At 44.8% G+C, this 21,644-nt stretch carries 20 protein-coding genes and 1 pseudogene; 8 read left to right on the forward strand and 13 right to left on the reverse strand.

The window, feature by feature from the left end:
- Positions 1–49: 49 nt before the first annotated feature.
- Positions 50–832, forward strand: coding sequence for a zinc ABC transporter ATP-binding protein ZnuC (znuC, locus tag ITG10_RS03145; RefSeq protein ID WP_248386700.1), 783 nt, complete (start codon positions 50–52; stop codon positions 830–832).
- Positions 832–1,617 carry a zinc ABC transporter permease subunit ZnuB gene (gene znuB / locus ITG10_RS03150; RefSeq protein WP_017630651.1) on the forward strand — a complete coding sequence of 262 codons (786 nt, stop codon included), beginning with the start codon at positions 832–834 and terminating at the stop codon, positions 1,615–1,617. Before znuC ends, znuB begins: the two co-directional genes overlap by 1 nt.
- 121 nt (positions 1,618–1,738) lie before the next feature.
- On the opposite strand, the gene sucD is transcribed toward znuB, so the two are convergent.
- The 8 genes from sucD to sdhC form a co-directional block, all read right to left on the reverse strand.
- On the reverse strand, positions 1,739–2,611 hold the full coding sequence (sucD, locus tag ITG10_RS03155) for a succinate--CoA ligase subunit alpha (protein WP_004734209.1): 873 nt from the start codon (positions 2,609–2,611) through the stop codon (positions 1,739–1,741).
- Positions 2,611–3,777: an ADP-forming succinate--CoA ligase subunit beta gene (gene sucC / locus ITG10_RS03160; RefSeq protein ID WP_017630650.1), complete on the reverse strand. Its 1,167-nt coding sequence runs from the start codon at positions 3,775–3,777 to the stop codon at positions 2,611–2,613. Before sucC ends, sucD begins: the two co-directional genes overlap by 1 nt.
- Before the next feature lie 206 nt (positions 3,778–3,983).
- Positions 3,984–5,177: a 2-oxoglutarate dehydrogenase complex dihydrolipoyllysine-residue succinyltransferase gene (odhB, locus tag ITG10_RS03165; protein ID WP_017630649.1), complete on the reverse strand. Its 1,194-nt coding sequence runs from the start codon at positions 5,175–5,177 to the stop codon at positions 3,984–3,986.
- A gap of 21 nt (positions 5,178–5,198) precedes the next feature.
- On the reverse strand, positions 5,199–8,015 hold the full coding sequence (gene sucA, locus ITG10_RS03170) for a 2-oxoglutarate dehydrogenase E1 component (RefSeq protein WP_017630648.1): 2,817 nt from the start codon (positions 8,013–8,015) through the stop codon (positions 5,199–5,201).
- A gap of 97 nt (positions 8,016–8,112) precedes the next feature.
- On the reverse strand, positions 8,113–8,826 hold the full coding sequence (locus ITG10_RS03175) for a succinate dehydrogenase iron-sulfur subunit (protein ID WP_010436773.1): 714 nt from the start codon (positions 8,824–8,826) through the stop codon (positions 8,113–8,115).
- Positions 8,827–8,838: 12 nt separating this feature from the next.
- Complete coding sequence (sdhA, locus tag ITG10_RS03180) at positions 8,839–10,605, reverse strand: succinate dehydrogenase flavoprotein subunit (protein ID WP_017630647.1); 1,767 nt, start codon at positions 10,603–10,605, stop codon at positions 8,839–8,841.
- Entirely contained in the window at positions 10,606–10,953 is a 348-nt protein-coding gene (gene sdhD / locus ITG10_RS03185; protein WP_010436768.1) for a succinate dehydrogenase, hydrophobic membrane anchor protein, read from the reverse strand.
- Positions 10,947–11,339 carry a succinate dehydrogenase cytochrome b556 subunit gene (gene sdhC / locus ITG10_RS03190; protein WP_010436766.1) on the reverse strand — a complete coding sequence of 131 codons (393 nt, stop codon included), beginning with the start codon at positions 11,337–11,339 and terminating at the stop codon, positions 10,947–10,949. Before sdhC ends, sdhD begins: the two co-directional genes overlap by 7 nt.
- A gap of 416 nt (positions 11,340–11,755) precedes the next feature.
- On the opposite strand from sdhC, the gene ITG10_RS03195 reads away from it, so the two are divergent.
- The gene (locus tag ITG10_RS03195) at positions 11,756–13,045 is read left to right on the forward strand and encodes a citrate synthase (RefSeq protein WP_017630646.1); all 1,290 of its coding nucleotides are present in this window, start codon (positions 11,756–11,758) and stop codon (positions 13,043–13,045) included.
- Between the two features lie 226 nt (positions 13,046–13,271).
- Here ITG10_RS03195 and ITG10_RS03200 read toward each other — a convergent pair whose 3' ends face one another.
- A complete protein-coding gene (locus ITG10_RS03200) occupies positions 13,272–14,030 on the reverse strand; it encodes a Nif3-like dinuclear metal center hexameric protein (RefSeq protein WP_017630645.1) in 759 nt (252 codons plus the stop codon).
- Positions 14,031–14,145: 115 nt separating this feature from the next.
- On the opposite strand from ITG10_RS03200, the gene ITG10_RS03205 reads away from it, so the two are divergent.
- Positions 14,146–14,904, forward strand: coding sequence for a DUF1853 family protein (locus ITG10_RS03205; RefSeq protein ID WP_017630644.1), 759 nt, complete (start codon positions 14,146–14,148; stop codon positions 14,902–14,904).
- A 59-nt stretch (positions 14,905–14,963) separates the two neighbouring features.
- On the opposite strand, the pseudogene ITG10_RS03210 reads toward ITG10_RS03205, so the two are convergent.
- From ITG10_RS03210 to seqA, 3 genes and pseudogenes are all read right to left on the reverse strand, one after another.
- Positions 14,964–16,156: pseudogene (locus ITG10_RS03210) on the reverse strand (ISL3 family transposase).
- A gap of 169 nt (positions 16,157–16,325) precedes the next feature.
- The gene (gene pgm, locus ITG10_RS03215; protein ID WP_017630053.1) at positions 16,326–17,972 is read right to left on the reverse strand and encodes a phosphoglucomutase (alpha-D-glucose-1,6-bisphosphate-dependent); all 1,647 of its coding nucleotides are present in this window, start codon (positions 17,970–17,972) and stop codon (positions 16,326–16,328) included.
- Between the two features lie 92 nt (positions 17,973–18,064).
- Positions 18,065–18,604, reverse strand: coding sequence for a replication initiation negative regulator SeqA (gene seqA, locus ITG10_RS03220; RefSeq protein WP_017630054.1), 540 nt, complete (start codon positions 18,602–18,604; stop codon positions 18,065–18,067).
- Positions 18,605–18,697: 93 nt separating this feature from the next.
- Between seqA and ITG10_RS03225 the strand changes: the two genes are divergently transcribed.
- From ITG10_RS03225 to fldA, 3 genes are all read left to right on the forward strand, one after another.
- Positions 18,698–19,459 (forward strand): alpha/beta fold hydrolase, encoded by a 762-nt coding sequence (locus ITG10_RS03225; protein WP_017630055.1) that lies wholly within the window; start codon positions 18,698–18,700, stop codon positions 19,457–19,459.
- A gap of 108 nt (positions 19,460–19,567) precedes the next feature.
- Positions 19,568–19,786: a DUF2788 domain-containing protein gene (locus ITG10_RS03230; protein ID WP_004737900.1), complete on the forward strand. Its 219-nt coding sequence runs from the start codon at positions 19,568–19,570 to the stop codon at positions 19,784–19,786.
- A gap of 58 nt (positions 19,787–19,844) precedes the next feature.
- Positions 19,845–20,378: a flavodoxin FldA gene (gene fldA, locus ITG10_RS03235; RefSeq protein ID WP_004737899.1), complete on the forward strand. Its 534-nt coding sequence runs from the start codon at positions 19,845–19,847 to the stop codon at positions 20,376–20,378.
- 96 nt (positions 20,379–20,474) lie between these two features.
- On the opposite strand, the gene ITG10_RS03240 is transcribed toward fldA, so the two are convergent.
- The gene (locus tag ITG10_RS03240) at positions 20,475–20,981 is read right to left on the reverse strand and encodes a DUF4442 domain-containing protein (protein WP_004737898.1); all 507 of its coding nucleotides are present in this window, start codon (positions 20,979–20,981) and stop codon (positions 20,475–20,477) included.
- 207 nt (positions 20,982–21,188) lie between these two features.
- On the opposite strand from ITG10_RS03240, the gene fcrX reads away from it, so the two are divergent.
- Positions 21,189–21,638 carry a ferric iron uptake transcriptional regulator FcrX gene (fcrX, locus tag ITG10_RS03245; protein ID WP_017630056.1) on the forward strand — a complete coding sequence of 150 codons (450 nt, stop codon included), beginning with the start codon at positions 21,189–21,191 and terminating at the stop codon, positions 21,636–21,638.
- Positions 21,639–21,644: the final 6 nt, after the last annotated feature.

The following is a 21,644-nucleotide window of genomic DNA, read 5'->3' on the forward strand; positions in this document are numbered from 1 at the left end:
AGGTAAATGTTACATTATAACATTAGCGAATTGCAAATGAGTTCTATTCATGGATAACTTAATCCAACTAGATTCTGTGAGCGTCGAATTTGACGGTCGAAAAGTTTTAGACAACATCTCTCTAAATTTAGAGCGTGGCAGAATCACTACCCTAATTGGGCCAAATGGCGCGGGAAAATCAACCTTAGTTAAGGTACTACTGGGGCTCCAGCACAAATATTCCGGAAAGATCACCAAATCAAAAAAACTAAAAATTGGTTACGTTCCTCAAAAGCTAAAGCTGAACGACTCTCTGCCTCTTAATGTAGAGCGTTTTCTTAAGCTCACCGGAAAATTCAGCAAACAAGAAATTCTAGAATCTTTGATGTTAGTGGGCGCTGAGCACCTAATGAAAAGCAACATGCATCAACTGTCTGGTGGCGAAAACCAACGCGTGCTGATCGCTCGCTCTCTATTGAAAAGACCCGATCTGCTCGTTCTCGATGAACCCGCACAAGGTGTTGATGTACAAGGCCAAATCGATCTTTACGATCTGATCGATTCCATTCGTCACCGCTTTGGTTGCGCTGTGTTTATGGTTTCACACGACTTGCATTTAGTGATGGCAAAAACAGACGATGTGATCTGTTTGCATCACCACATCTGTTGTTCGGGTTCACCAGCTGATATTAAACATCACCCTTCTTATATCGCGCTATTTGGTACTGCGGTTCAAGAGAGTTTGGCTTTCTACCACCACCAACATGACCACCATCACCATGACTTGGCAGGCCAGCCAGTTTCTGGGGATGTGCACGACTGCTCCAACCATAAACACGGACATCACCACTAATGCTTGAGTTTCTTCTACCTTCTATTCTTGCAGGCTTAGGCATTGCTCTTATTGCTGGCCCACTGGGTTCGTTCGTGGTGTGGCGCAAGATGGCTTACTTTGGTGACACCCTTGCACACGCCTCTCTAATGGGCTTAGCGCTTGGCTTCCTGTTCAATATTAATTTGTACTTCGCACTGCTGATCTGTTGTTTAATGCTGGCTGTGTTGCTCGTGACCTTGCAAAAACAAAAGCTTGTCGCGACCGATACCCTACTCGGTATTTTGGCGCACAGTGCACTATCACTTGGTTTGGTTGCTGTCAGCTTCTTAGATAATGTTCGCGTTGATCTGATGAGCTACCTATTTGGTGACTTGCTGGCGGTATCTCCGACTGATTTAGTGTTCATCTATGCAGGTGCCGCTGTAATTGGACTGGTACTGGCTATATTTTGGCGACCACTATTATCAACAACAGTTAACGAAGATCTCGCGGCTGTTGACGGCATCAACATTGATTTAATGCGTCTGATTTTGATGCTGCTTGTTGGTATCGTGATTGCTGTCGGTATGAAGTTTGTGGGTGCACTAATCATGACATCGCTATTGATTATTCCTGCAGCAACAGCAAGGAAATTCTCTAATACACCAGAGCAGATGGCGTTCCTCGCATCGATTATTGGCTCTATCTCTGTATTCGGTGGATTAAGCCTGTCTTGGTTCTATGACACGCCTGCAGGCCCGTCTGTGGTTATCAGTGCGGCTGCGATGTTTATGCTATCTCAAATGGTGAAGACCCGAGCGTAATCATACGATTCGTATCTCGTATCTCGTATCATTGAAGACATACAAAAAAGGCTTGGTCAGTGACCAAGCCTTTTTAATATCGTTCAGTTAGCTTCTATCTCACTCGATAAAAGTGAACTGATTACCAACCTGTGATTTCACGTAGGCCTTTACCGATGTCAGCAAGAGACTTAACTGTCTTAACGCCTGCTGCTTCTAGTGCCGCGAATTTATCTTCAGCAGTACCTTTACCGCCAGAGATGATTGCGCCTGCGTGGCCCATACGTTTACCCGGAGGAGCAGTAACACCAGCGATGTAAGAAACAACTGGCTTAGTTACGTTCGCTTTGATGAACTCAGCCGCCTCTTCTTCCGCAGTACCACCGATTTCACCAATCATTACGATTGCTTCAGTCTCTGGGTCTTCTTGGAAAAGTTTTAGGATATCAATGAAGTTTGAACCCGGGATAGGGTCACCACCGATACCAACACATGTAGACTGACCAAAGCCTTCATCTGTTGTTTGCTTAACTGCTTCGTATGTCAGAGTACCTGAACGAGATACGATACCTACTTTACCCTTCTTGTGGATATGACCAGGCATGATACCAATCTTACACTCGTCTGGAGTGATAAGACCTGGACAGTTAGGACCGATCATGCGAACGCCAGTTTCTTCTAGCTTCACCTTAACGTCGATCATATCTGTTGTAGGGATACCTTCAGTGATCGTTACGATCAGTTCGATACCTGCATCAATCGCTTCTAGGATTGCATCTTTACAAAAAGGTGCTGGTACGTAGATAACGGTTGCTGTTGCGCCAGTTACTTCTACTGCTTCGCGTACTGTGTTGAATACTGGAAGGCCTAGGTGAGTTTGACCACCCTTACCAGGTGAAACACCACCAACCATTTGCGTACCGTATGCGATAGCTTGGTCTGAGTGGAATGTACCTTGACCGCCAGTGAAACCCTGACAGATTACTTTAGTGTCTTTGTTAATTAATACAGACATTATTTCGCCTCCGCAGCAGCAACAACTTTCTGAGCAGCATCTGTTAGAGATTCAGCTGCAATGATATCAACATCAGAATTAGCAAGTACTTCGCGACCTAGGTCTGCGTTAGTACCTTCTAGACGAACAACTACAGGAACTGTTACGCCAACTTCTTTAACCGCACCGATAATACCTTCAGCAATCATGTCACAACGAACGATGCCACCGAAGATGTTTACTAGTACTGCTTTAACATTGTCATCAGAAAGGATGATCTTGAATGCTTCAGCTACACGTTCTTTTGTCGCGCCGCCGCCTACATCAAGGAAGTTTGCTGGCTTGCCGCCGTGTAGGTTTACGATATCCATCGTACCCATCGCAAGGCCTGCACCGTTAACCATACAGCCAACGTTGCCATCTAGTGCTACGTAGTTCAGTTCCCACTGTGCTGCGTGTGCTTCGCGCTCATCTTCTTGAGATGGATCGTGCATTTCACGTAGTTTAGGCTGACGGTACATCGCGTTTGAGTCGATGTTGATCTTGCCGTCTAGACAAAGCAGGTTGCCTTCGCCAGTAATTACAAGCGGGTTGATTTCTAGTAGAGCTAGGTCGTACTGAGAGAACATTTGACCAAGACCCATGAAGATCTTAACGAACTGTTTAACTTGATCGCCAACTAGACCAAGTTTGAACGCAAGTTCACGGCCTTGGTAAGCTTGAGGGCCCACTAGAGGATCAATCGCTGATTGGTGAATCAACTCTGGAGTTTCTTCAGCGATTTTCTCAATGTCCACACCGCCTTCAGTTGACGCCATGAATACAATTTTGCGCGTTGCACGGTCAACAACAGCACCTAGGTAAAGTTCATTAGCAATGTTCGATGCTTCTTCAACTAGGATCTTTGTTACAGGCTGACCATTAGCGTCTGTTTGGTAAGTTACTAGGTTTTTGCCTAGCCACTTTTGTGCAAACTCTTTAACGCCTTCTTTCGTGTCATGTAGCTCTACGCCGCCCGCTTTACCGCGGCCACCAGCGTGTACTTGACACTTAACGACTTTCTTGGCTGTACTGATACGACCTGCAGCTTCGAAAGCTTCTTGTGCAGTATCACATGCGAAACCTTCTGGTACAGGCAAACCGAATTCTGCAAACAGCTGTTTGGCTTGGTATTCATGCAAATTCATTTTGATATTCCGTTTATTTTCCCTTAAGGGATTATTATTTCCATAACGACACAGTTTCCTGTGTTACGTCTGTAGGGTCTTCTCAAATAAACTGCTGTCCATTTTCTAATGGCTTTACAGTTCAAGTGAAGGCCAGACGTTGAGCAGCCTAGCCTTTGAAACTTTTTACGTCTAGCTAACTGAGCTAACTAGACGTTTTAGCGATACTAAACGTCTAATAGCAGACGTGCAGGATCTTCTAGTAGCTCTTTGATGGTCACTAGGAAGCCAACTGATTCACGGCCATCGATTAGACGGTGGTCGTAAGAAAGCGCTAGGTACATCATTGGTAGAATCTCTACCTTGCCATCAACAGCCATTGGACGATCTTGGATTTTATGCATACCCAGGATTGCCGCTTGAGGCGGGTTGATGATTGGCGTAGACATTAGAGAACCAAATACACCACCGTTTGTAATAGTGAAGTTACCGCCCATCAGCTCATCAACAGTTAGCTTGCCGTCACGGCCTTTGATTGCTAGCTCTTTGATGCCTTTTTCGATGTCAGCGAAACCTAGTGTGTCACAGTCTTTCAGTACTGGAGTTACTAGACCACGTGGCGTTGATACTGCCATGCTGATGTCGAAGTAGTTGTGGTAAACGATATCTGTACCGTCGATAGAAGCGTTCACTTCTGGGAAACGTTTTAGCGCTTCTGTTACTGCTTTCACATAGAAAGACATGAAGCCAAGACGCGTGTCGTGACGCTTCTCGAATTGGTCTTTGTACTGCTTACGAAGGTCCATGATTGGCTTCATGTTCACTTCGTTGAAAGTAGTCAGCATTGCTGTGCTGTTCTTTGCTTCTAGAAGACGATTTGCAACTGTCTTACGTAGGCGAGTCATAGGTACGCGTTTTTGGCTACGAGCTGCTGCTGGTGCAGATGCTGCTGCCGGAGCCGCTTTCGCTGCAGCTAGGTGTGCGTCGATGTCTTCACGAGTAATACGACCACCAACACCAGTGCCTTTAACGTCAGCTGGTTGTAGGTTGTGCTCTGCAAGCAAGCGGCGAACAGCTGGGCTTAGTGCGTCGTTGCTCTCTTCTGTAAGAGCTGCTTTGTGGCGCTTATCAGGAGAAGCTTCTGTATCTTCAGTTGTATCTTTCGTTGGTTCACCAGCGACAGCACCCGGCTTGATTTTAGCCAGAAGCTGTTTAGAAAGTACCGTAGCACCTTCTTCTTCGATGATAGCTTCCAGAACACCCGCTTCAGGAGCCGGTACTTCTAGAACTACTTTATCTGTTTCGATATCTACAATGACTTCATCACGTGCAACCGCTTCGCCCGGTTTTTTGTGCCAAGTAGCAACTGTTGCATCAGCCACAGATTCAGGTAAATCTGGAACCAGAATTTCAATTGTCATGTGCGTATTTTCCTTTTACTTCTAGTTCTTAAGTAGGGTCAAAGCGTCGTCAACTAACGCTTTTTGTTGTTTCAAGTGTACCGACATATAGCCAACAGCTGGTGATGCTGATGCAGGACGACCTGCGTATTGAATATCAGCACCCACTGGGATAGCAGCTCGGAAATTATGTTGGCTACTGTACCAAGCACCTTGGTTTTGAGGCTCTTCTTGACACCAAACGTAATCGACTACATTCGTGTACTGTGCAATTGCAGCTCTCACGTCCTCGTAAGGGAACGGGTAAAGTTGCTCGATACGCACAATAGCGACATCGTCTTGCTCGTTCTTACGTCTTTGGTCAAGTAGGTCAAAGTAAACCTTACCTGAACAGAACACGACGCGTTTTACGTTCTCAGGAGCCAGATCATCAATTTCTGCGATAGCTGGTTGGAACGTACCTTCTGCCAAATCTTCCAGAGAAGAAGTACACAGAGGGTGACGAAGCAATGACTTAGGTGACATTACAATCAGAGGACGACGCATTGGTCGAACAACCTGACGGCGAATCATGTGGTAAACCTGAGCTGGTGTTGAAGGAACAACAACCTGCATGTTTTGTTCAGCACATAACTGAAGGTAACGCTCAAGACGTGCAGAAGAGTGCTCTGGGCCTTGACCTTCATAACCGTGAGGAAGCAGCATAGTTAGACCACATAGACGTGCCCACTTTTGCTCACCTGACGAAATAAATTGGTCGATAACAACTTGTGCACCGTTTGCGAAGTCACCAAATTGTGCTTCCCAAAGGGTTAGACCGCTTGGCTCTGCTGTTGCGTAACCATACTCAAATGCCAGTACCGCTTCTTCAGACAATACCGAGTCAAACACTTGGAATGGCCCTTGCTTGTCATGAATGTTCGCAAGAGGAACATACGTGCTTGCATCTGATTGGTTGTGCAGTACTGAGTGACGGTGGAAGAACGTACCACGACCAGAATCTTGGCCAGAGATACGAATACGCTTACCGTCATCAACCAGTGTTGCATAAGCCAGAGTTTCAGCCATACCCCAATCGACTTGTTTCTCACCATTCACCATGGCAGTACGATCGTTGTACAGTTTATTGACTCGGCTTTGCAGCTTATGGCTGTCTGGGTATTGGCAAAGTTTGGTACCAAGCTCTTTCAGGCGCTCGATATCAATCTTGTTATCCCATTCGATGTTCCAGTCGTGACCTAGGTAAGGAGACCAGTCCACAGAGTGAAGTGCCATTGGGCGCCACTCTTTAACCACAACTTCACCGTGATCAAGTGCATCACGATATTCGTTAACTAGTTGAGTTGCTGTATCAATACCAAACTCACCGCGCTCCATTAGCACGTCAGCGTAAAGCTTACGTGGCGTTGGATGCTTCTTGATTTTTTGGTACATCAAAGGCTGTGTTGCATTCGGCTCATCGGCTTCGTTGTGACCGTGGCGACGGTAACAAACCAAATCAATAACAACATCACGCTTAAACGTATTACGGTAATCCAATGCAAGACGCGCAACGAACGCAACCGCTTCTGGATCATCAGAGTTAACGTGGAAAATCGGAGCCTGAACCATCTTCGCGATATCAGTACAGTACATCGTAGAACGAGTATCGCGTGGGTTAGACGTTGTAAAACCAACTTGGTTGTTTACAACGATACGAACCGTACCACCTACACAGAAACCACGAGCTTGAGACATGTTAAACGTCTCTTGCACTACACCCTGACCTGCGATAGCTGAGTCACCGTGGATAGTAATTGGAAGTACACGGCTACCGTCACTATCACCAAGGCGATCTTGACGTGCACGTACTGAACCGATAACTACCGGGTTTACGATTTCTAAGTGAGATGGGTTAAATGCAAGTGCTAAGTGAACGTTGCCGCCTGGCGTTGCGAAGTCCGCTGAGAAGCCTTGGTGGTATTTCACATCACCAGTCCCCCACGTGTCATCGTGCTTGCCCGCAAATTCGTCAAACAGGTCTTGTGGCTTTTTACCAAGCACGTTGACCAACATGTTTAGACGACCACGGTGAGCCATACCAACAACAACTTCACGCATGCCTTGTCCGCCCGCATGACGAATAATTTCTTTCGTCATTGGGATAAGCGCATCACCACCTTCCAACGAGAAGCGTTTTGCGCCAGGGAATTTCGCACCAAGATAGCGCTCAAGACCTTCAGCTGCAGTTAGCTCTTCTAGGAAAGCTTGCTTTTCTTCTTTATTGAAAGAGGGTTGACCCGATACAGACTCTAAACGTTGTTGAATCCAACGTTTTTGCTCTGTATTTGTCATGTGCATGTATTCAGCACCAATAGAACCGCAATAAGTCTGCTTTAGAGATTTGTATAAATCTTTAAGCACCATCGTCTCTTGGCCAATCGCGTAAGAGCCGACGTTAAACGTCTCATTGAGGTCATCTTCGGTAAGAGTGTGGAAAGAAGGGTCCAGCTCTTCAACTGTATCTCTTTTCCATAAACCTAGGGGGTCTAGATTTGCTGATTGATGCCCTCGGAATCGATAAGCATTAATTAGTTGCAGAACCTTTACTTGTTTCGCATCGACATCTGGATCACTAACTTGGACACTGTAATGCTTTGTTTCTTGAGCGAGTCGACGGAAGTATTCACGAACACGAGAGTGTGGTTGTTCCACTGTCTCTGAAGCTTGCACAGGCAGTTCTTCAAAAACACTTCTCCATTCGTCACTTACCGAATCTGGGTCACTTAGATACAGTTCATAGAGTTCTTCTACGTACGTTGCATTGGCGCCAGCCAAGTGTGAAGACTCGAGCCATGCCTTCATCACGCCGTTGTGCATATTTTCCCTTAACCAGTAGTTTTCACGTTTGCTGCGGTCTATGCCGAGCTATTAAAAGGCCGCCCCAAAACTTCTAGGGCGGCAATTTTTATATAACTTAAACCGAACGATTCACCAACATGGTCTTGATGTGACCAATAGCTTTCGTCGGATTTAATCCCTTAGGACAAACACTTACACAATTCATGATGCCATGGCAACGAAAAACGCTAAATGCATCATCAAGATCGGACAAACGTTCGTCTGTCGCTGTATCTCGGCTATCAATTAGCCAACGGTAAGCTGCAAGTAGGCCTGCTGGTCCGATGAATTTGTCAGGGTTCCACCAGAACGATGGGCAAGATGTAGTACAACATGCACACATGATACATTCGTACAATCCATCTAAGTGCGCGCGCTCATCAGGGCTTTGTAAGTTTTCACGTGCCGGTGGTACATTGCCATCAGACACTAAGAATGGCTTCACTTTCTCGTAGTTATCGTAGAACTGAGTCATGTCTACAATCAGGTCACGAACAACAGGTAGACCAGGCAGCGGACGAATCACAATCTTGTCTTGGCCAGAAAGCGCAGACAACGGAGTGATACATGCTAGGCCGTTTTTACCATTCATGTTCAAACCATCCGAACCACATACACCTTCACGGCATGAGCGACGGAATGAGATAGTTGGATCTTGCTCTTTCAACAGAATAAGCGCGTCCAAAAGCATCATGTCTGAACCTTCATCCACCTCTAGGGTGTATTCCTTCATATAAGGCTTCTGGTCGACATCTGGATTGTAACGGTATAAAGAGAAATTCAGTTTCATGGTCATATCTCCTTAGTACGTACGTGCTTTTGGTGGGAACGCTTCACGATGGATAGGCTCCATGTTTACACCACGCTTAGTCATGCTCTCTGACTCTGGGTTGTAAAGAGAGTGGCATAGCCATTGCTCATCATCACGGTCAGGGAAATCGAATCGAGCGTGTGCGCCACGGCTCTCTGTACGGAAGTTTGCAGCAACCGCTGTTGCAAATGCAGTTTCCATCAGGTTTTCAAGCTCTAGACACTCGATACGTTGAGTGTTGAACTCTGTCGACTTGTCAGATAGGTGTGCATTCTTCAGGCGCTCGCGAATCGCTTTAAGCTCTTCTAGGCCTTCAGCCATTGCTTTGCCTTCACGGAATACTGAAAAGTTATTCTGCATACATTGTTGAAGATCTTTACGGATTTGCGCTGGATCTTCGCCGTCAGTACTGTTTTCCCAACGGTTGTAACGTTCTAGAGAACGCTCAATGTCTGCTTCAGTTGCTGGTTTCGCTTCGTCTTGCTTCTTCAGAGTCTCACCTAGGTGTAGACCTGTTGCACGACCAAATACCACCAAATCAAGTAGTGAGTTACCACCTAGACGGTTTGCACCGTGTACTGATACTGATGCGATTTCGCCACAAGCAAATAGACCTTGGATTTCAACATCGGTGCCATCTTCAGTTTGCTTAATAGCTTGACCAGAAACTTGTGTTGGAACACCCCCCATCATGTAGTGACATGTTGGGATTACTGGAATTGGCTCTTTTACTGGATCTACATGAGCAAAGGTACGAGACAGTTCACATACACCAGGAAGACGAGATTCAAGTGTCTCTTTGCCTAAGTGATCAAGCTTAAGCTTGATGTGTGGACCCCAAGGACCATCGCAGCCGCGACCTTCACGGATTTCAACCATCATTGAACGAGCAACAACATCACGACCCGCTAAGTCTTTAGCGTTTGGTGCGTAACGTTCCATGAAGCGTTCGCCGTCTTTATTGAGAAGGTAACCACCTTCACCACGACAACCTTCCGTTACCAATACACCTGCGCCAGCAATACCCGTTGGGTGGAACTGCCACATTTCGATGTCTTGCATTGGAACACCAGCACGAATCGCCATACCAACACCGTCACCAGTGTTGATGTGTGCGTTAGTTGTCGAAGCGTAGATACGACCAGCACCACCAGTAGCAAGGATTGTTGCCTTCGCTTTGAAGTAGCAAACTTCGCCCGTTTCCATACAAAGCGCGGTTGTACCTAAGATTGCACCGTCTTCGTTCTTAACAAGATCCAGTGCATACCACTCAGAGAAAACCGTCGTTTTGTGCTTAATGTTTTGTTGGTAAAGCGTGTGAAGCAGTGCGTGACCAGTACGGTCGGCTGCAGCTGCGGTACGAGCCGCTTGCTCACCACCAAAGTTTTTAGATTGACCACCGAAAGGACGTTGGTAAATAGTGCCGTTATCGAAACGAGAGAAAGGCAGGCCCATTTTTTCAAGTTCGATTACCGACTCAGGACCATTTTTACACATGTATTCGATAGCGTCTTGGTCACCGATGTAATCAGAACCTTTAACGGTGTCGTACATGTGTTGTTCCCAATGGTCTTCGTGCGCGTTACCAAGAGCAACAGTGATGCCACCTTGTGCTGAAACCGTATGAGAACGAGTAGGGAAAACTTTAGAAAGCAATGCACAAGATAGGCCTTGCTCAGAAATTTGCAGTGCAGCACGCATACCTGCACCACCAGCGCCGATAACTACGGCATCAAACTCACGAACAGGAATAGTCACTTACGCACCCCACAAAATAAACAGACCAGAGAAGAAATATCCAAGAAGAACTGCAACAACACCGACTTGAAGACCAACACGCAGTTTTGCGCATTTGATGTAGTCAGTTAGTACTTGCCATAGGCCGATCCACGCGTGAACCAAAACAGAAGTAAGCGCTAACATGGTGAAGACTTTAGTGAAGGTTCCACCAAAGAATTGCGTCCAAGATGCGTAAGAGATATCACCAGAGAAAGCACAGAAGCTCACTAGGTAGATAGTGTAAAGAGTCATAATGATGGCAGTTGCACGAATCAATAGATAATCATGAACACCATTACGACCAAAAGTAGAAACGTTGTTTACCATACTAAGATCCCCGCTAGTAGAGACAATACCGCTGTTGCTGCGAATGCAACCTTAGCGCTCTTAGCGCCAGATTCCAGCTCTTCAAAGTGACCTAGGTCCATAAGAAGGTGACGAATACCACCAGCAATGTGGTAAGCCAAAGCGGTTAGAATACCCCACAGAATAAACTTCACGAAGAAACCGTCGACAATGTCGCTAGCTTCCATAAAGCCTACTGGGGATGAGAGGGAAGTGGATAGTAACCAAAGCAGAATTCCAATCGCGACAAAAGTTATCACCCCAGACACACGGTGTAGGATGGAAGCTATTGCAGTGATAGGAAAGTGGATGGTCTGTAAATCTAAATTAACAGGTCTTGTCTTTCTTTCTTTCACGGGCTTGCTCACTCAGCTCCATTGAGCATTATGGTCATTAAATAACCTTATGATATTGTTATGGACAAAATTTGATCGCAAACCTTCAAAATTTAACATTAACTTAACAAATAACTGAAGTTGAGCCTTAGATAATTGTAAAATAATTGTTAACTGCCAGATTAAGAAAGACACCTCACATTTCTTCTTAGCCTTGCATTTATAAGGTTTTAACCAAACTTTTCAGCGCCACTATACGACTGGCAACATTCTAATACAATTGATGTAACAAATAATGCTACACAGACCAGATTTTTAACGAATTTAATGTAAAAAACACTAACAAGTGCACACAAAGCTGTAGAAAAATTGACTTTCCCACGTAAGACCAGTAAAAAAATGGCACATAAACATCCTGGACGGATTAATAATAAACAAAGGAGATTGTTATGGCGGATAAGAAAGCTACCCTTCACATTGAAGGTCAAGCGCCAATCGAGCTGCCGATTACGGAAGGTGTACTTGGTACTCCAGTGATCGATGTTCGTACACTAGGTTCTAATGGTTTTTTCACTTTTGACCCTGGTTTTCTTGCCACTGCATCTTGTGAGTCTCAAATCACTTTTATTGACGGTGGAAAAGGTATCCTTCTACACCGTGGTTATCCAATTGACCAACTTGCCAATAACGCTGATTACTTAGAAGTATGTTACATACTTCTTTACGGTGAAGCCCCATCTCGAGCTGAATACGAAAAGTTCAAGACTACCGTGACACGTCACACCATGGTGCATGAGCAGATTGCTAGTTTCTTCCACGGCTTCCGTCGTGATGCTCACCCTATGGCTGTAATGTGTGGTGTTGTAGGCGCTCTAGCGGCGTTCTACCACGACTCACTTGATATCAACAACGATACACACCGTGAAATTGCGGCTTACCGCCTAATTTCAAAAATGCCGACACTGGCAGCAATGTGTTACAAATATTCAATCGGTCAGCCGTTTATCTACCCACGTAACGACCTAGGCTACGCAGAAAACTTCTTACACATGATGTTTGCAAACCCATGTGAAGAGTATGAAGTGAACCCTATCGTTGCTCGTGCAATGGATAAAATTTTCACTCTACACGCTGATCACGAACAGAACGCTTCAACGTCTACAGTACGTCTAGCGGGTTCATCTGGTGCTAACCCATTTGCGTGTATCGCAGCTGGTATTGCATCACTTTGGGGTCCAGCGCATGGCGGTGCAAACGAAGCTTGTCTGCGCATGCTTGAAGAGATTGGTAGCGTAGATAACATTGAAGAATATGTTGCGAAAGCAAAAGACAAAGATGACCCATTCCGTTTGATGGGCTTCGGTCACCGTGTTTACAAGAACTACGATCCGCGTGCAACAGTAATGCGCGAAGCGTGTCACGAAGTACTGAAAGAGCTGAACATCCAAGATCCACTGCTAGATGTAGCAATGGAACTTGAGCGTATTGCTCTTTCTGATGAGTATTTTGTTTCTAAGAAGCTATACCCGAACGTAGATTTCTACTCAGGTATCATTCTGAAAGCAATCGGTATTCCAGTATCTATGTTCACTGTAATCTTCGCGATGTCTCGTACCATCGGTTGGATTGCACACTGGAACGAAATGCACAGCGATCCGACGAACCGTATCGGTCGTCCTCGTCAGTTGTACACTGGTGAAGAACAACGTGACTTTAAAGCACTTCACGAGCGTGAATAGTTGCGATAAGTCATAACGTTAAAAAGGGTTGATGTGAAAGCATCAACCCTTTTCTTTTATACGAGATACGAGATACGAGATACGAGATACGAGATACGAGATACGAGATACGAGAAGGTTTGAACATTAACCTAACCTCAAAACAACACTAATCAATCGATTCGAGCTTATCTCAAAGACGGATACAAATTTACAGTGACTCGTATCCTTCACCTCACATCTGCTCTTAAACTGGATTGTCGATATCAATAAACTCAACATCCAAGCCATGCTCTTTCGCTAACCATTCACCTAGCGCTTTCACACCGTAGCGCTCAGTCGCATGGTGGCCAGCAGCAAAATAGTGAATGTCTTGCTCGCGTGCTGAGTAGGTCGTGCGCTCTGAAATTTCGCCAGAGATAAATGCATCGATACCTTGAGACGCCGCTAGCTCGATGTAATCTTGCCCACCACCGGTGCACCAACCGACAGTCGTAATCATTTTATCTTGGTTCTCTGGCGCAATATGCAGTGGTTTTCGATTCAGAACTTGATCGATTTTTTCTGCAAATTCAGCTCCTGTCATTGGTGCTTTTAGTTTACCAAACATGGCAACTGACTGTGGATGCCCTTCCAAGCCACCTTCGACTTCTATCTCAAGTAACTCTGCCAATTTTGCGTTGTTGCCAAGCTCAGGGTGGATATCGAGAGGTAAGTGATAACCTATAAGATTAATGTCATTCTTAATCAGAGTACGAATGCGCTTGCCCTTCATACCACGAATCGCTTCTGACTCGCCTTTCCAGAAAAAACCATGATGGACTAACAAAGCGTCTGCGTTCAGTTCTACCGCTTTATCAATCAAGGCTTGCGAAGCTGTCACACCAGTAACGATGCGCTTCACTTCTGTTGTGCCTTCTACTTGAAGGCCATTCGGACAGTAGTCTTTAATCTGCTGTGGCTGCAGTTTTTCGTTAAGTAGCTTTTCTAATTGTAAGTTATTCATTTTTATTTCCAGCTCACCTTTATAATAACGTCGTTATATCAATTTACGGGTAGAATGTCGAAAGCCCTACCACTCTGTTTGTGAACAACAGACGACTGAAGTTTACGAGGAACCGATGACTGAACTGCAACGTTTTTACCAATGGGTGATTGGCTCGCCACCACTACTCGAAATCAAGCCGCCAATTTCTGATCTCAGTGCATTCTCAAACCACCAAGCACTCGACGAATCACATACTTATAATGGTAATCCTAGATTAGGCTTCCTATATCAGCACCTGTGTGAACAAATCATCGGTGTTTCGGATAATTATTCAATCAAACACGATGAGATTCAGATTAATGTTGAGGGAAGAACACTCGGCGCGATCGACTTTATCCTTGAAGATGTGCAAAACCAAAAGCTAGAGCATTGGGAAGTAGCCATTAAGTTTTACCTACTGCATGAACTGACATGGTTTGGTCCGAACTCTCATGACCAGTTAGACAAGAAGCTCGATAGAATGCTCAACCACCAACTTGGTATGTCGTCTTCAACGGCCTTTCTTGAACAATATCCAGAGATCGATGTCGACTCAAAACATCTCCTCATGCAAGGTCGCCTATATACCAACCCATTCTTAGAGCAAAACGTACCTACTACATGTTTGGGCTACGGCATTAATCCAAGCCAAGTAAACGGTTTTTGGTGCTATCAAGATCAAGCTCATCTAATCACTGAGGCGATCTACCCTCTCACCAAAGAACAATGGGCAGCTGGGACGGATGACTTCAACGGCAAACCTATCACCGAGTTCGGTGACCGCTTTGTTCATGGGCAAACTAAGTCGGGACAGTTCTGGTTTGTGATGCCACAAAGCTGGCCATACGGCTAATCCATTCGTCATTGAATTGACTTAGTCTTCGTAGATTACTGACAGACAAATAAAAAGGTTCATCGCGGCTTTCCGGGGAAAGCCGCTTTTATCTTCAAGAAGAAGTAGTCTGTATCTCGATATCCATACCCCATTCGCTTGATTAACTTTATTTTGTTGTTTATCCCTTCCAATTTGCAGGTGTTGAGCGGATAAGTTGCCGATGCAATAATACCGTGAAGATAAGGCCTCAGTTTTCGTGCAAACTCTTTCAATGGCTTAATTCCACTCTCTTGCACTTGTGCCCACCATACCTCCCAGAGCCCCTTAGCATGTGCTTCTGATTTACAGTACCAAAGCTCTTTGAGTTGTGAGCCGAGTATATAAGTGGCCATCAAGTCCTTATTGATATTCAATATTTCAGTAAGATAGCTATCTTGTCGTGCATTTAAATTACCTCTGTTTTTCAGCAGTACCCAGCGTGAGCGCTTCACCCATTGCCTCGCTTTTTTATCCTGCTTGAGTTTGTTAGCTTGGTCGACTCTGACTCTATCCATCACCTCACGACCGAACTTAGCAACAACATGGAATAAGTCGTAAACGATTTTTGCATTCGGGCAGTGCGCTTGAACTTCAAGGTCAAAAGCCGTATTCATGTCCATTGCGACCGCTTCGATATTGTTACCATGCTTGCCTAACTGCTCGAAAACGGTCGTATGTCCTTGCGGCTACGACCTAACCCTACCCAAATGACTTGGTGAGTCTTAGCATCAGCGATGACTGTGGCATATCGGTGCCCTTTAAAGATGGCGAACTCGTCCATGACGAGTTGCCTTAGCCCTTCCCATTTCACTGACGGTACCACTTGGCGAAGTCGACGTTTATCTATCTCTTTAATGGTGTGCCAATGAACGCTCGTTAACTGGGAGATATGCTTAATGGGAAGAAGAGGCAGTAGTTGTTCTATATAGCTTTTTAGACGCGTCGTTATACGAGCATAAGGCTCTAACCAAGATAGAAACTCTGTTTTTATGCCGCAGTCACGACACTTGATCCTTCGAGTTTGAACGGAAAGCTCAACAGGAACATTGAACAACATGGCCTCTTTCACATGACGCCATTGATACTCATGGATAGCCTCAGCTTCAAGACCGCAAAGGCATTTAGCCTCAGAATTAGGTTTAAGAGTTAGTGTAACAAGTGATGCTGTCTGGTGAGACTTTACTATTTTAAAGCCTTCCCAGAATGAAGATAGGAAAGTATGATTCGGCATGAAAACGGTAGTTTGTGTATGATTTTTGTTTGGCGACTAAACCATATCACTTACTACCGTTTTTTTGTTTTTAGTTCCCGCTCATCCGCGATGAACCAATAAAAAGGGCTGATGCATTCACATCAACCCTTCTTCTATTTACCTAACGACTCTAGTAATCGAGATTCGATTATAGACCAGCGGCTGCAAATACTTGGTTAACAATCTCTTGAGCTTCTGCCTCGATTGCTTTTAAGTGCTCTTCACCTTTAAAGCTTTCACAGTAGATCTTGTAGATGTCTTCAGTGCCTGATGGACGAGCAGCAAACCAACCGTTCTCGGTTGTCACTTTAAGGCCACCAATCGCAGCACCATTACCTGGAGCATGCGTTAAGCGAGCCGTAATCGCATCACCAGCAAGTGTTTCAGCAGAAACCATCTCTGGAGACAGCTTCTTCAGCACGTCTTTTTGTGCGCCATTTGCTACCGCTTGAATACGGTTGTACTTAGATTCGCCGTGTTTAGCAGCAAGCTCTTCGTAGTACTCTTGTGGGTTCTTACCCGTTACCGCTGTGATCTCAGCCGCAAGTAGGCAAAGAATTAGGCCATCTTTATCTGTTGACCAAGGCGTTCCGTCTTTACGTAAGAAAGATGCACCCGCACTCTCTTCGCCGCCGAAACCAAACTGACCGTTGTATAAGCCATCAACGAACCATTTGAAACCAACTGGCACTTCACAAAGTTCACGACCTAGGTCAGCAACGACACGGTCAATCAATGCGCTTGATACCAGTGTTTTACCAACAGCAACGTCTTTACCCCATCCTTCACGGTTACGGTACAAGTAGTCGATACAAACTGCTAGGAAGTGGTTTGGATTCATTAAGCCTTTTGGCGTAACAATGCCGTGGCGATCGTAATCAGGGTCGTTACCAAACGCTAGTGCATACTCGTCTTTAAGAGCCAGTAGGCCTGCCATCGCATATGGAGAAGAACAGTCCATACGAACCACGCCATCTTTATCTAGAGACATGAATTGGAAAGAAGGGTCAACCGCTTCACTTACCAGAGTAAGATCTAGGTTGTACGCTTTACCAATTTGGCGCCAGTAATCGATACCGCTGCCACCCAGAGGATCAACACCAATCTTGATGTTTGCTTTCTGGATAGCTTCCATATCAACCACGTTAACCAAATCAGCAACGTATGGAGCAACCAGATCCACTTCTTTCACTAACTCAGACTGTTTAGCCTGTGCGATAGGAGTGCGCTTAACACCTTGCATTTGCTCAGCAATGATCACGTTCGCACGGTCTTCAATCGCTTGAGTCAATTCAGCTTCAGCAGGACCACCGTGTGTCGGGTTGTATTTAATACCGCCGTCTTGTGGTGGGTTATGTGAAGGCGTGATAACAATGCCGTCAGCTTTCTTATCATTCACTAGATTGTGCGTAAGAATCGCGTACGAGATACCCGGTGTTGGAGTAAAGCCATTGTTTTCTTGAATAATAACTTCAACACCGTTCGCTACAAGCACTTCAATAACCGTAGAGAACGCAGGCTCAGATAGAGCGTGAGTATCTTTACCTAAGAAAAGTGGGCCTGTTGTACCCTGCTCGGCACGAACCTCAGCAACGGCTTGTGCAATCGCTAGAATGTGGTTTTCGTTAAATGTTGATTTGTCTGCTGTACCACGGTGACCTGAAGTACCGAACAGTACTTTGTGATCTGGGTTGGTCGCATCCGGTTGCTGTAAGAAATAGTTAGCCACTAAAGCCGGAATATTATGAAGATCTTCCTGCTGAGCTTTTTGCCCAGCACGAGGGTGCATAGCCATTTTTCGACATCCTTATATATAAAATTTAAAAACAAAAAAACCTCATAATATCTTCTTATCCATGGATATTATGAGGTTTAAATCAGATTTCGTTAAATTGAACCTGTTACTTTTTCTATCAATTCTGCTTGGAAACTCATGCGGCTCATAAGCTGCTCAACCATCTGTCTTTTACGGCTTGTATTGTTATTAGTAATAACCCAAAAAGGACTTTGTGGAATGGCTTTAGGCTTAGTGGTGTTGCCGTTTGCTAGCAACGTCGCTTCGTTGTCTGCAAAGTAAACACGCTTACGGCCTTTTACTTGAGTTGCTTCTGAAAAGCTTAAAGGGTCGATTTTATGCAGTGTTGATAACACAAGCATGAAACGATCAATGGCTTTCTTTAGTGATGCAAACTCATCTGATATTAGTAGTGAGCGCATTTCTTTAACGCCATCGAATTTCTCTGGAGTAAAGCCTACCTCTTTGCTAACAACGATACCTTTTGGCTCAACGATCTCTTCGATCGGAACCATGCCTTGGCTATCAACCTGTAACAAGCGGCGCAGAATATCTGAAGCGCTTTCGCCAATACGTTCTGTCTGACCCGCAATAAAACGGTATAGGTCCTCATCAACCTCAATTGTTTTCATTCGCTTTTCACAATCTCAATGTTTAAACTCTGGGGGATTATAGCGAGATCCGCGCGGATACTCTACGTCAAACCCACCATGAATAAGATAAAAATGTCAGTACAGCTCAACTATAAAATTGAAGGTGAGGGTCACACCATTGTTTTGATCCATGGATTATTCGGTAATCTGGACAACCTTGGCTTGCTCGCTAGGGATCTAAAAGCCGATCATCAAGTGCTTAGTATCGATCTACGTAACCACGGCCAATCTTTCCATAGTGACACTCACAACTATCAAGCGATGGCACAAGATGTAGCTCAACTGCTGAATGATCTTGAGCTAGAAGATGTGACTGTGATTGGTCACTCTATGGGTGGCAAAGTCGCGATGGCACTCACCCAACATCTTGAACTGCGTAAGTTAGTTGTACTAGACATGGCGCCAGTCGCGTACACCCAGAGCCGCCATGATAACGTATTCGCTGGCCTGCAAGCCGTGATAGAGGAAAAGCCAGTTTCTCGCTCCGAAGCACTTAAAGTACTCGCAAAACATATTGAAATAGACGGCGTTCGCCAGTTCTTGACCAAATCTTTGTTTAAATCAGAGCAAGGTATCATGGAGTGGCGCTTTAACGTCGTATCCCTACTCGCAAATTGCGCGCACATCATTGGCTGGGAACCGATCGAAAAAACCTCGGTCAAAACCTTGCTAATAAAAGGTGGTGACTCTGACTATCTCACGGCTGAACACCAAACCGCGGTTCAGCAGCAATTTTCCAACGCAAAGGCGCACGTCATTGCGAATACGGGTCACTGGCTACACGCAGAAAAGCCAGCAGAAGTACTCAGAGCAATTCGAAAATTCATCGCTTAAGCGCGCTTTTTCATGCAGATAAATGAGAGCTGAGTAATCACTGCACATTAACTTTATCTCGCAACAGTGATATAGTGCGCCCAAGCAAAATTGGTATATAAGGTTCCCATGCTTTACGACTACATGAACATCATTGAATCTGTTGGTTTAGATCTCCTATTTGCCGCGATTTTCTTTTTAATCGGCATGGCAATTAAGGACGTTCTAAAGCAAGGAAATGTTCCTCCATTTGGTCGTCGCATTGTGTGGTTAGTACTTTTCCTTGGCTGTGCAGGTTTTATCGCCAAAGGGATAATCCAACTAAGCTGGGAAGGAACCGGGATCTAACGATTCCCTTCCGAACTTTATTACACCGACAACAGACAAAATGAAAGGTAATGATTCTATGGCAAGTGTAGGTCTCTTCTTTGGTAGCGATACAGGTAACACTGAAGCTGTTGCTAAGATGATTCAAAAGCAATTGAGCAAGCAGCTCGTTCACGTTCAAGACATTGCAAAAAGCAGCAAAGAAGATATCGATAACTTCGATTTACTGCTGCTTGGTATCCCTACGTGGTACTACGGCGAAGCACAATGTGATTGGGATGACTTCTTCCCTGAGCTAGAAGCTATTGATTTCTCAACTAAGCTTGTTGCTATCTTTGGTTGTGGCGACCAAGAAGATTACGCAGAATACTTCTGTGATGCTATGGGTACTATCCGTGACATCGTTGAAGCGAAAGGCGGTACTATCCTAGGTTACACATCAACTGAAGGCTACGAATTCGAAGCATCGAAAGGTTTAGTTGAAGGCGATGACAGCCAATTCGTTGGTCTATGTATCGATGAAGATCGTCAACCTGAGCTAACTGATGAGCGTGTTTCTAACTGGGTTAAACAAATCCACGAAGAAATGTGCCTAGCAGAGCTAGAAGACTAATTCTCTAGCGGTCGTTAATTGTTACAATTAATGACAACTATGTAGATATGAAAAAACCTCCTTTTGGGAGGTTTTTTGCTATTCAATGGTGACCAATTAGCACTCAGCTTCTAATGCTTCGTCATCATCTCTAAATTGCGGCTTCTTTCTTACATAAAGCGTACGCTGAATTTCTGATACCACATTTCCCTGCTTATCTTTGACATAGATAATAAACTCAGGAAAACACTTCTCACCGAGCTGTGTCTGACGATAGATCTCATCCAGTTGCCCTTGGCTTATTTCGAAATCTGCATACAAGTCAGATTGGCCAGGTTTGATAAAGTTAATGCTCGCTTCCTTGTCCCAAACATAATATCGCTCACCCAAAATTCCCATTAACATCAAAGAGTAAACCGGATCAGTCAGGGAGAATATGCTGCCGCCATATTGAGTACGATTGGCATTTTTGTTCCACCAACGTAGCTTCAGCACTGTCTTTACTACCCTGAAGTCTGAACTTATGTGCGCTATCTTAATGCCCGCTCCCCAGAACGGAGGCCAGATATTAAGAGCGAATTTTACGATGTTTGGTTTGTATATTTTTGCAAGTTGCTTATTCATAACAACATTCCGTGTTCATATTAGAATTACCGCCACCTTGACTGGTCGTACCTCCACTATAAGTGAGATACTTCCAATTTACAAAACAGATTGTGATGTCGATTAGTAACCCTTTGAAGTTCGTGGTTTATTGTTATGCCTGACTAAACTATAATGGTATTAATATTGAATTCTGTTAATTGCTGCAGATCATCAACAGGAAAGTATATGTCAGACAATAATCAAGCGCTAAAAGATGCTGGTCTTAAAGTGACCCTCCCAAGGCTCAAAATTTTAGAAGTATTACAACAACCAGACTGCCAACATATTAGTGCTGAAGATTTATATAAAAAGCTGATCGACTTAGGTGAAGAGATCGGACTTGCGACCGTTTATCGAGTATTAAACCAATTCGATGACGCTGGCATTGTAACTCGCCACCACTTCGAAGGCGGTAAGTCTGTATTTGAACTTTCAACACAGCACCACCACGATCATCTAGTATGTCTAGATTGTGGCGAAGTTATTGAATTCTCTGATGACATCATCGAAGAGAGACAGAAAGAAATCGCAGAGCGTTACAACGTGAAACTGACTAACCACAGTTTATACTTGTACGGAAAAAGTATTACCGGTGATTGCAAAGGTAACCCTGACGCACACAAACCGAAGAAGTAATACTGA

The sequence above is a fragment of the Vibrio sp. ED004 genome, from assembly GCF_023206395.1.
GTDB lineage: Bacteria > Pseudomonadota > Gammaproteobacteria > Enterobacterales > Vibrionaceae > Vibrio.